The 11769-nt window shown below is 59.9% G+C and carries 9 protein-coding genes; 3 read left to right on the top strand and 6 right to left on the bottom strand.

The window, feature by feature from the left end:
• Positions 1-60: 60 nt before the first annotated feature.
• On the top strand, positions 61-807 hold the full coding sequence (gpmA, locus tag B3Q33_RS01570) for a 2,3-diphosphoglycerate-dependent phosphoglycerate mutase (RefSeq protein ID WP_272975507.1): 747 nt from the start codon (positions 61-63) through the stop codon (positions 805-807).
• A gap of 397 nt (positions 808-1204) precedes the next feature.
• Here gpmA and B3Q33_RS01565 read toward each other — a convergent pair whose 3' ends face one another.
• The 6 genes from B3Q33_RS01565 to B3Q33_RS01540 are packed head-to-tail and all read right to left on the bottom strand — an operon-like array spanning position 1205 to position 10093.
• Positions 1205-4480: an efflux RND transporter permease subunit gene (locus B3Q33_RS01565; RefSeq protein WP_272975508.1), complete on the bottom strand. Its 3276-nt coding sequence runs from the start codon at positions 4478-4480 to the stop codon at positions 1205-1207.
• The gene (locus tag B3Q33_RS01560; protein WP_272975509.1) at positions 4477-5640 is read right to left on the bottom strand and encodes an efflux RND transporter periplasmic adaptor subunit; all 1164 of its coding nucleotides are present in this window, start codon (positions 5638-5640) and stop codon (positions 4477-4479) included. The genes B3Q33_RS01565 and B3Q33_RS01560 overlap by 4 nt, the downstream gene beginning before the upstream one ends.
• On the bottom strand, positions 5637-6596 hold the full coding sequence (locus tag B3Q33_RS01555; RefSeq protein ID WP_272975510.1) for a phthiocerol/phthiodiolone dimycocerosyl transferase family protein: 960 nt from the start codon (positions 6594-6596) through the stop codon (positions 5637-5639). Before B3Q33_RS01555 ends, B3Q33_RS01560 begins: the two co-directional genes overlap by 4 nt.
• Positions 6593-7684, bottom strand: coding sequence for a hypothetical protein (locus B3Q33_RS01550; RefSeq protein ID WP_272975511.1), 1092 nt, complete (start codon positions 7682-7684; stop codon positions 6593-6595). The genes B3Q33_RS01555 and B3Q33_RS01550 overlap by 4 nt, the downstream gene beginning before the upstream one ends.
• Positions 7681-9306 (bottom strand): GH3 family domain-containing protein, encoded by a 1626-nt coding sequence (locus B3Q33_RS01545; RefSeq protein WP_272975512.1) that lies wholly within the window; start codon positions 9304-9306, stop codon positions 7681-7683. The genes B3Q33_RS01550 and B3Q33_RS01545 overlap by 4 nt, the downstream gene beginning before the upstream one ends.
• 13 nt (positions 9307-9319) lie before the next feature.
• Positions 9320-10093 (bottom strand): hypothetical protein, encoded by a 774-nt coding sequence (locus B3Q33_RS01540; RefSeq protein WP_272975513.1) that lies wholly within the window; start codon positions 10091-10093, stop codon positions 9320-9322.
• A 192-nt stretch (positions 10094-10285) separates the two neighbouring features.
• On the opposite strand from B3Q33_RS01540, the gene B3Q33_RS01535 reads away from it, so the two are divergent.
• Positions 10286-11299, top strand: a complete 1014-nt coding sequence (locus B3Q33_RS01535) for an AraC family transcriptional regulator (protein WP_035246497.1) — start codon at positions 10286-10288, stop codon at positions 11297-11299.
• Positions 11300-11431: 132 nt separating this feature from the next.
• On the top strand, positions 11432-11769 hold a 338-nt coding region (locus B3Q33_RS01530), incomplete at its 3' end, for a putative solute-binding protein (protein WP_286826793.1).

Raw genomic sequence — 11769 nt, 5'->3', positions numbered from 1 at the left:
ATTTCCCGGCGCTTTTCTGCTACGCTTTGCGCCGCACTGAAAACCGCACAGGAATAACCCATGAGCACGAAACTGGTACTGGTCCGCCATGGCCAAAGCGTTTGGAACAAGGAAAACCGTTTCACCGGCTGGAAAGACGTGGATCTCACTGATCAGGGCCGCGAAGAAGCCCGCAAGGCCGGCGAATTGCTGAAGGAAGCAGGCTTTGAGTTCGATGTGGCTTACACCTCCGTGCTCAAGCGCGCCATCCGCACACTGTGGTCCATCCTCGACAATATGGACCAGATGTGGATTCCGGTGATCCGCGATTACCGTCTTAATGAACGCCACTACGGCGCCCTGCAGGGTCTCAACAAGGCAGAAACCGCCGCCAAGTACGGCGACGATCAGGTGCATATCTGGCGCCGCAGCTACGACACCCCGCCGCCGAAGATGGAACGCGACGACGAACGCTACGCCGGTAACTTCCGGGTCTACCAGGGCCTCAGCGAGAACGAGATCCCCCTGTCCGAAAGCCTCAAGGACACAGTGGATCGCTTCGTGCCCTACTTCGAAAGCGAGATCAAGCCGCAGGTCGAAGCCGGCAAGCAGGTACTGATCTGCGCCCACGGCAACAGCCTGCGGGCACTGGTGAAGTACCTGGGTGACATTTCCGACGAGGAAATCGTCAAGCTCAACATCCCCACCGGCGTGCCGATGGTCTACGAGCTGGATGACAACCTGAAGCCCATCAAGAACTACTACCTGGGCGACGCCGAGGAAGTGGCTAAGGCTGCCGAAGCCGTGGCCAATCAGGGCAAGGCGTAAGGGTCGCTGGACGCCAGAGGCCTGACGCAAAAAGCCCGCTCCGGGAAACCGGGGCGGGCTTTTTTGTGGGTGCTGCTCAGCTTCGTAGAGATCCTATAAACGTCAATTTTTTTACCACAGAGGGCACAGAGTTCACTGAGGAAAAAAACCGGGGTTTTCTGAACGTTGCATGCCTTTGTGATAAATCAATCAGATCGTGTCGCGATGTGACATTTTGGAAGGGATTGTTGCGGTCAGCATCGCCGTTTGGTGCGGTTCTGAAAGGGGAAATAGTCAACCATGACGGTGATCAGGAGCACCCAGACACCCTGCTTTTCCTCTGTGAACTCTGTGAACTCTGTGAACTCTGTGAACTCTGTGCCCTCTGTGGTGAAAAAGAATTTCAGGTTCAGAGCGCCTAAAGAAGATCCGTGCTGCCCTGGCCCTGATCCTGCCGCCCCGCTTCCCATGCTGAATGCAACACCGGATCTTCATAGGGATTGCTGGCGCCCCACCAGATAGTCAGGCGGCCCCGTTCGTAGGCCACCTCCACAGTATCGCCCTCAGAGGCATCCGGCGCCCGCCAGCGGTCCAGCCAGCGCTGCTGCAAGGCTCGCACGTCATGGCTGACCACCAGCAGACACGGCACCAACAGCAGACTCACCAGCGTCGCAAACAGCACACCAAAGGCCAGGGACACCGCCATGGGGATCAGGAAGCGGGCCTGTACACTGGTCTCCAGCATCAGCGGCGCCACCCCGGCAAAGGTGGTGATGGAAGTCAGCATCACCGGTCGCAATCGACCGCTCACGCCTTCGATCACCGCATCGCGCAGGCGCATGCCATGGGCCCGGAAACTGTTGATGGCATCAATCAACACCAGGTTGTCGTTGACCACCACCCCGCTCACCGCGATCACCCCCACCAGCGACCACAGGGTCAGGCTGTAGCCCAGCAGGAAGTGGCCCATGAAGGCCCCCACCATGCCGAAGGGAATCGCCGCCATCACCAGCAGTGGCTGACCATAGCCGCCGAACAGCACAGTGAGCAGGAAGAAGATCGCAGCCAGGGCGATCAGGTAGCTGATCGACAGATGATCGAGAAAATCCTGGATGGCCGCCTGTTTGCCGGCCACGGTCCAGCCGGCCTGTTCATCCGCCGTCTGCATGGGGGCCAGTACTTGTTCACGCAACACCGTCATCACCTGGGCCGGAGAGGTCATGTGCTCATCCACGAAGGCACTGACGGTGGCACTGCGACGGCCATCGTAATGACTGATCATGGCAGGCACCTGGCGCCGATTCAGGTCCGCCACCGCCGCCAGCACGGTGATCTCCCCATCCGGCAGCTGCACCGGCAGTCGTTCCAGGTCGCTGATGCGGCGGCTGTCGCCGCTGGCCAGGCGTAGCATCACCGGCACTTCCTGATCCTGTTCGAACCAGCGGTCCAGCTCGATACCGTGGAAGGCATTGCGGATCTGCAGGCCCAGCTGCTCCGCCCGCAGACCGGCCAGCTTGCCCTCCTCACGCAGGCCGATATCGACGATGGTGCGGCGGGCATACAGGTTGTTGGCCACTTCATGGACCCCTTCCATGCGCGACAGGGCCAGCGCCGTCTGCTCACTCAAGCGTTGCAGCGTGGCCAAATCCGGGTGGAACAGATTGACATGAATATCCGGCTTCACCTGCATCAGGCTGGCGTGGAATTTGACCGACAGGGCATCGGCAATCGACCCGTGCTGCTTACGCCACAGGCTGGCCAGCTCCCGGGGCGGCATGGCACTGGTATCGCCACCAATAGCCAGAGTCACCCGCACCCGGAAACGGGCCCCCGGATCGCGGGCATTGGAGGTTTTCTGGCGTACCCCTTGCTCGGCGAACACCGCATCTACGGTCACAGGCTGATCGTCAGCCTGCAACTGCGCCGACAGCTTGCGGGCGGAGCCCTCCAGGGCCTGCACTTCGCGCAGCAGCCGCGCCTCGCCGGTACCCTGCGGAAACACCACCTCCGCCATCACCCGGTCTCCTTCCACCCGGGAGAACAGCACCATGGTCAGCCAACCGCTGTTGACCAGGGCGCAGCAGAAAATAAACAGCCCAACAAACACCACCACCAGCACATAGCGCCAGCGCAGGGAGCGGCGCAGCAACGGCCGGGCGCGGTATTCCAGCCAGCGGTCCAGCCCGGCGTTGATACGGGTGGAGAGCTGCTCGGACTGGCGCCAGATGCCCCGGGCCGGGCGGTCATAGCTGAGGTGGGAAGGCAGAATCCACAGGGATTCCACCAGCGACAGCACCAGAATTGCCATGGAAACGATGGGGATCACCCGCATCAAGGCCCCTTCCGGCCCCGGCAGGAACAGCAGGGGCGCAAAGGCAAACAGGGTGGTCAGCACCGCAAACAGGATCGGCCGTGATACCCGCTGGGCGCCGGCAATGGCCGCCTCCTGGCCGCTCATCCCACCCTGGCGGCGCTGATGGTCGATACTCTCGCCGACGATCACCGCATCATCCACCACGATGCCCAGCACCAGAATAAAGGCGAACAGGGAAATGGTGTTGAATGATTCCCCCAGTACCGGCAGCAAGGCGCAGGCCCCCAGCATGCACACCGGAATCCCCAGCGCCACCCAGCCGGCCAGGCGCAGGGTGAGAAACACCCCCAGCATCAGCGTCAGCAACACCAGCCCCTGCAACGCATTACGCCACAACAGGTGGGAGCGTTCGCGGAACTGAGCGGCATCATCACTCCACACCCGCAGGGCCACGCCGCGGGGTAATTCCGCCTCCTGCAGGTAGCCGCTCACTGCGCCGGCCACGTCCAGCACGTTCTGATCGCCCACCCGGTACACATCCAGGGCCACTGCCGGCTTACCGTCCAGCCAGGCGGCCTGGCTGTCCCGGGAGAACCCATCCTCGATTTGCGCCACGTCTCCCAGCCGCAACAGATCGCCCTGCTCCGACTGGCGGATCACCAGCTGCTCATAGGCAGCGGCATCCCCCGGCTGCTGACCGGTCTGCAGCAGCCAGTCGCCCCGGTCGCTGCGCAACAAGCCGCCGGCAATCCGCTCCACACTCTCGCGGGCTGCGGCGGCCATGCCTTCCAGAGTGAGCTGGTAGCGGTAGAGATCATCCCGCGCCACGGTCAGCGCCATTTCCCGTTCCGGCAGGTTCTCGATATCCACGCTGGAGACCGCATCGTGATTAAGCAGCTGTCGGCGTACCTGGTGGGCCAACTGATAGATATCCTGGCGCGACAGGCTGCCACTGAGCAGAAGCCGCACCACCCGGTTGCGCACGATCAGCTCCTGCACCCGGGGCCGTTCGGCGTCCCCGGGCAAGCTGTCCAGCCCTTCCAGGCGAGTACGGATCTGTTCCAGCACGGTGCGGGTGTCATGGCCCTTGAGCACGTCCAGTTGCACCGAACAGAGCCCCTCACGGGCTTCACTGATCAGCTCGGTACCGCCTTCCACATCGTCGATGGCGGTTTCCACCGGCGTGCAGACCATGGCTTCCACGCTTTCCGGGGTGGCCTGGGGCCAGGCCACATAGATGCCGATACGGTCCAGCGGCACGTTGGGCAGGGTTTCCTGGCGGGTATGGGGAATGGCCATCAACCCGGCCAGCAGCAGGGTAATCATCAGCAGGTTGGCCACTGCACCGTTACGGGCGAACCAGGCAATGCTGCGATTCACAGCGCTGTCCCAGCGGCAGAACGGTCCGCCAGCCCACTGGCAGGAACGCGGGGATCGATGCGCATGCCTTCGAGCAGTTGCAGGTCACCGGCCAGCACCACCCGGGACGACGCTGTCACCCCATCATGCAGGTACAGGTAATCGTCATCGTGATGCAGCACTGCCACCGACTGACGACGCAAGCGCTTGTCCCTATCCACTACCCAGACGGTATTCTCGCCGGCCTGGGCCGCCCGGGGCAGCATTGCCACGTTGCGCGTCGGCGCGCCGCGCAGCTCCGCCTGCACCAGCACCCCCGGTTCCAGGGGCAGGCCATCTTCCGAATTGGTGACCTGGACGATCAGATGCATCATGCGGTTCTTGTTCAAGCCACCCTCGCGACGCACCACCTTGCCCTGCCACAGACCATCGCGGCCGGCAAAACGGCCGCGCAGGGTAACGCTGACCTGCCGCAGGGTCGTTTCATCGCCGGGCATGATGCCAAGCAGCGCCAGCCATTCATCGCGGACCGGCAAACGCACTTCCACCCTGTCCTCCTGATATAACCGGGCCAGCACACTACCAGCCTGAATCTGCTGACCGGCCATCACCTGCACCGCTTTGAGCCGCCCGCTGATGGGCGCCACCAGCTCGGTCTGTTCCTGGTTACGCTGGGCCTGACGCAGCCCGGCGCGAGCAGAGGCCAGCCGGCTGTTGGCCTCGTCCAGTTGTGGCTCGAAACGGCCCAGGGCGGAAGACCGTTTGGAGGACCCGGACACCCGCGCCCGCGCCCGGGTTTCTTCCAGATGCAGGCGCGCCGCGTGGACCGCGTTCTGCTGGGCGGTAACATCCAGCGCAAAGGGTTCTGGATCCAGCTTCAGCAATACCTCGCCGGCAGTCACCCGCCCCCCGTCCGCCAGCAGCGGCGACACCTCCTGCACCCGGCCGGAGACTTCCAGGCTCATGGGCAATTCGTGACGGGCGCGAACCAGGCCCTGGCTGTGCACCGGGATCACCACGTCTTTCCATTCCACTTGCCAGGTATCCAGCGCGAGTATGGTTTCTTCCGTTTTCAGGGTGGGCGTAGCCGGCGGCACCAGATACAGCGCAGTCACCGCCAGTCCCATGGCCAGGGTCGCCAGCAGGGCCACCAACGCGCGCAGACTGAGAATTCGTTTCATGCCGTCACACCCAGCTCATCAACCCAGCGTTGCAGGCACTCCTGCACCACTGCCTCTGACGCACCCAGAGAGGGGTGTAGCTTCAGCGCCAGGCTCAAGCTGCCGTTAACAATCATCATGCCGTTGGCAACCGGATGAGTGGGACTTCCCGGGCCACAGCAAGCGAACACGGTGTCGGGAGCCAGGCCGCCAGAGACGAAGTCGATCTGCCACTCACCCAGATTGGAAAAGGAGCCACCGTGCTGGGCGCCGTTGAGTAAACGTCCACATAACCAGTCCACACCCCGCTGACCAACCAGACGACCAATGCGAGCAAGGTGCCAATAGCGCCAGTGAATATTGGCTTTCAGATAGCTGCGAATGGTGTGATCCAGGTGCGTCAGCGAGTCGTCACTGTCCACCGTCATATAAAATGCGCTGGACAGATTCATGTCTGGTCGCCCCATCGGCACCACTCCGCGCATGTTCACCGGAAAGCACCAGCTTATCGGGCTTGCATGGGTCATCAGGGTATCCGCTACAGCCAGATGCAGAGCCTTCAGCAAGAGGCTGTTGAGTGACACCTGCTGCGCCTTCGCCCGTTGCCGTAACGCACGGGTCTGCAGCGGCGTTAGCCATTGCACCAGGGGCTCGTCGGCTTGCTCATCGACAGTGGTGGTGAAAATACGCCACGGGGGCGACTGTGGTTGACGCTGCTCCGGTCGAGCCTGCCAGCGACGCCAGAAAGATGGCGCACGAGTCTGGCGACTGAGGGGCATGGGCGGTTGCCGGACGCCCATGCGCTTGAGAGACTCGGCGATCCCGCCTACGCCATCATGGTCCCGGTGCCGCAGCGCCACCGTATGGCGTTTGCCTGAGTCCGGATTGATGAAAATAAACTCGATACGGTCATCGATACCGAGCCGGGCGCGGGCCCGGTACCACATGCCGATGTAGTCGGTTGCACTGGCACTCACAGGCGGGCGACCTCCACATAGGGCAGGCGCCCATCCAGCTGATCTCGCGGATCGCCGTCATAGCTCACCAGAAAATGATCGCTGAGCAACAACCTGCGACGGTAACCCGTTGGCACCCGGGCCAGCGGGTCCTGGGTAAAAAAACCACATACCAGCGCATCGTAGTGACCATGGAAGCGGCTGATGGCATCGTCCAGCAACAGCCGCAGCAGCTCCGGGCGATTGTCCTCCACCACCAGGCTGTGCAGAGTCAGGTAGGACAGCACACCGCCCGGTGCAGGCAATTTCATGCCGCCGCGCAGCAGGCTGTGAGTGTTGTAAAGATGGCGCATGACACCCATGCCGCGGGCATAGCCCAGCACCCGAGTCTGCTTGATGCCTTGTTGATCCCAGAAACCCATCAACCCCTTCAGGACTCCCCCGATCCACAAACCGATAAAGTTGCGCGGGCTGAGCCCGTAGCAATAAGCATCACCCCGAACGCGAGACACATCCCAGTAGGGGAAAAACTGTTTCTGGGAGCCTTGATAGCGCAGCAGCTGGGAAATGGCATCCAGATCTGCCTCACCGGTCTGGCGAATGACCACATCGTCGGGCAGTTTGCGGCGGCGAGCCCGCGTATAAAGCATGCTGGTTTCAATGGTGCCCGACGGATAGTAGGTAGGCAGCCCGGCACGACCACTAGCCACCGTGGACAGGGACGCCATGTTGTCGCGCAACACCGTGGTCTGCATCCACTCACCGTCCCCCAGTTGCTTGCGCAATTGGCGAAACAGCCTATGCAGAATCATGCCGTTGCGACATTGTGGCGAAATACGCAGATCGTGGGCGTAACGCACCGGCCTCGCCTGCCCGTTTACCCACACATGGCGCCAACCCACGTTATAGACCGCACCAATCGGGCCCTCACCCTCGCGGGGCTCGGCCACCCATACATCCGGTTCTTCACAAGTCACCCGGGCGCCACGAAAGTAATCCGGGTTACGCTCAAAATTCAGGGTGACAGCACCGGGCTGAGGCGTGCCTTGCAACAGCGACAGGATAGCGCCGTTGTCCTCCTCCCGGGCCTGGCGAATGCGGTAATTCACAGCACCGCCTCCCCGACTGCCCGAGCCGATGCCTGCGAGTGGCCAAACCATAGCGGCAACACTCCAGGCCAGTACTGCAAGGACTCCATCTTGATGTTGCCTTCGATCATGCCGCGCTCGCGGCATTGCTGCAGATACCGCTCACGCATGTCCCGGTGAATCACACAGCGCAGCGGTGCCAGTTGCTCCAGATTACGGGCCAGCTGGTAATGGAAATGCTGCTGCAGGGCAGCGTCGAGAGCGCCTGCCACTCTCTCACTTTCCATGCTCTCCCCTTCCAGCAACAACACATAACCGGGAATACCCTCACCGGCATCCTCCACGGCCACGGTGCACACCGGCAGGGTTTTTGCCGGCAATCTGACCTCGGCAAGGGCGGCATCCAGCGCCGCCGCAGTCAGCTTTTCACCAACCATATCCGTGGTACCGGCACGCCCCAAGAAGGTCAGAGCAGGAATTCCCCCAGGCAAACCATCCACTCGCACCAGATCGTTCAGCCGATAGCGCAACAGGCCGCTGCCGGTACTGAGCAAGGGCATCACCTGCTGTCCCTGCTCCAGCTCCCATGGCGCATAGATAGTGCCATCCGATGGATCCTGGAATTCATACACATGGCTGCGGTAGGCCAGCGCGTGTTGCCCCTGATAGGGAATGGTGACCACCCCTTCAGTCGCCCACAGCCCCTTGCCCTGGAACGCTGCCTGCGGCAACAGGGCATGCAACTGCCTGGCCCATGGGCCAGATGCCGCGGTATCCCAGGCGCTGACCAGCGCCAGGGACGGCCACAACGCCATAAAGAAATCCGCACTCAACCGTCCATCCCACTGGCGCAGCAGTTCGGCCCCTCCGGGGGATCGGGGGCAGGACTGGGTATTGCTGCCCAGCATGCGGTTACCCCAGGAGCCGGTTGCCAACACCTCTGCCAATTCCTCACGCCACATGGCCATGGATTTGAGCAAGCCCAATCCAAAGGTGGGGCTCCAGATGGACATCATCGACAAGGAGGAATCACTGATCAGATAGGCCAGCGTGGCAAACAGGGAATCCTCGGACGTACGCGCCAGAGACACATCCTGTGGCACCGCCTGGGTAGCACCGGCCAACAGCCGCTTGCCCATGGACATGAGCTGAATATCGTCATTGATATCCTCACGCATGTTGTCACGCAGCGAGGTGGGCACCCAGGACATGGACCAGTAGTGGCGGCCCTGTCTGAGCCTGGGGAACTGACGATACAGATCCACAATCCAGGGGCTGATGGCGTTATCCAGCTCCGATAGAAAATGGCGGGTATAGGGAATCCACTTGATCGCCGAGGTGGACCCGCTGGTGGGCTGGTAGCGAACCACTGGAGACTGGATCAGGGCGTTACCGCCGTACTCGCGGGCACGATCGACCGGGTCACGCCAGTGGTCGTAGTCACTTACCGGCACCTGCTCGGCAAAGGTTTCCCATTGCCAGTGTGCCGCTACCCCCTGGCGCTGCCCGGCCTCACAGGCTGCCACCTTGCGCAGCAACAGCGCCAGTTTTTGCCTTTGCACGCTTTCCAGATGTGCCCGCCCCACGGCAAAGCGCCGCTCCCCCGGCCAGGCGGCCATTTTGAGCAAACGATGTCCAAACATGGTTACCCCGGTGTTATTCGCAGGCCACAGCTGCAACTTGTGTTTTTGTTTTTCTTCGTTGTTTACGCCACAGGGAAAACGGGTAACTCACCAGCAGGGAAAGATTAATCTCCCCTATACAAGGCAATTCGGTTCCCCGGTTCCAGGTAGGATTCCGTATTTCGAAAAACTGAATTTTTTCGTTTTCCTGTCGCATTTCTTCGGTAATTTTTGCCACGTTGGATTTCAGATGGGTATAACCCTCGCCGAAATCCAGCAACTTTTTATCTTCACAGTAATAGTCAGCAAACAAACGCTCACAATAGGAATCCACAAAGGGGGCAAGATCGTCACTTTTACCTTCTGGATGCGGGTAATAATTGTGGAAGTTATTCGCCATCAACAAATAGGTTTTATAGCCTTTTGATATCAGCAACCAGAACAGCGGACGAAAAGGGTGCCGCAACTTTTCACGGATCATTCGGAAGAAAAATGTTACTTGCAGGGCTCGGCTACCCCAGTACTTTTCTTCAATGATGGTGTCACCGCTAAACACCCCTTTTACCTGGCGGCCAGCCACGGTCATATCCAGGGTTTTTAAGGTGGAAAAACCGACCACGCGCTTGGTCGGTTTTTCCTCAACCAGAATCACACCACTTTTTTCCACCATGTCGCGGCAGAAAACGTCGAGACTTATATTTTCGTAGTACCCGGAGTAAATCTCATACATTCTTCGCATGACGGGAACCGATACTTTGGAAAGGGGGAGATAACGGGCTTTTAGGGTTTCTTTTTTTTCCCTTTGCATTTCTCTGCTCCATGATTATTTTTATGCACAAAAAAGCGGGGCTCATCATCTCCATGGAAGGTGACCGACTTAATAGTTAAAGCGGCCATTTTTTTGTTAAAAAGGGCAAGCAGCATTTAAAATCGGCAAGACAGCCCGCCTAATGAGAGCTTGATCACAAGCATAACAACAACTACATCAGGCATAATAAAAATGAAAAACGACGGAATGGCACTCGACGTTCCTCTCATCTCAGTCCGTTATGCCCGCCGCTTTTTGCGGTTTGTACAAAAACACGGAATTAGTGGCACGGTAGTGCTCGAAGGATCAGGCATAGATAGCCATATTCTCGACAACCCGGATGCCTATCTTTCCATGCGGCAAGTGCAACATCTGCTACACAACGGCAACCGTCTACTCAACGATCACACCGCACCGTTTCGCTTCGGTCAGGAGCTGGACCTGCAAGGTCATGGGCTGTTCGGATTTGCGCTGCTGCGACAACAGGATTATCGCAAGCTGGTGAACATGGTGGTGCAGTACCTGCGGGTATCGTTGCCGCTGATGGATATGGAAATCCACTGCACTGGCGAACTGATTTCCATCCGCCTGCATGACAACTGGGACCTGAAAAAACTTAAACCCATGGTGGCCAATATCTACATGGGCAGCATCCATGCACTGGCATCACTGGTCTGTCGAACGTTCACGTTCGAATTTGATTTTGCCTGTCCCGGCAACAGTCTCGCCTGGCAGAGGCTGGCCGACGGCGTAGAGGTAAAGTTCAACCGGCCACACAATCAGGTGTTGATGCCGCTATCGGGACGTCAGGCCAGGGATGACGATGCCAGCGTGGCCACCTACTTGGCCGCCGCCCGTTCCCGGGAGCAGATCCAGGGCGATGACAGTCTCAAGGTAGTCATCAAGGTGCGCCACGAAATCATGAACGCTCCAGGACGTGACAGCACCCTGGAGCGAGTAGCCCAGAAACTGGGCATGAGCACGCGCTCAGTACGGCGTCACCTGGGCCTGGCCGGTTTTGCCTTCAGCGGCATCCGCAATGACATCCGCGAAACCTTCGCAAGCCGCTATCTACTGGAAACGGACATGCCGCTGGAGAAAATCGCCGACCAGCTCGGTTACAGTGACCAGGCCAGCTTCAGCAAGGCCTACCGCAGCTGGACGGGACGCACCCCGGGAGAGGTCCGCCGCACCAGCCGCCCATGACAGGAATTAACAGGAATTGACCTGAACGCTTCAGCCCGAAGCGCTTCGGCTTTTCCATTTCCGGATCTTTCCCACTACTATCAAGGTCACATCTGCATACTTCATACCAGTAATAACAAGCAGGAAGGATCCATGAAGAAGTTGATTACTGCCGTCGCTACGGCCTTAGCCCTTACCATCTCACTGCCCGCCCAGGCCGAATCCATCAAACGCAAGGTCTGTGTCTTCGATATCGTCGGCAATGTGGGGCCGGTGATGAGTGCCATGAAGGACTGGCAGGCCGCCGCTTTGGCCTGGGACCTGGAAGTGGAGTTGATTCCCCATACCAACGAAGCCATTGCCGCTGAAGATCTCAAAGCTGGTGTCTGCGATGCTGCCCTGATCACCGGTATTCGCGGTCGTAACTTCAACAAGTACGCCGGCACCATCGATTCCATCGGCGCCATTCCCTCCATGGAACACATGAACGT

Origin of the sequence: Alcanivorax sp. UBA3183, from assembly GCF_002364155.1 — a bacterium.
Lineage (GTDB): Bacteria > Pseudomonadota > Gammaproteobacteria > Pseudomonadales > Alcanivoracaceae > Alcanivorax > Alcanivorax jadensis.
The sequence above is the reverse complement of the archived record's forward strand: the minus strand, read 5'-3'. Positions and strand labels throughout refer to the sequence as shown.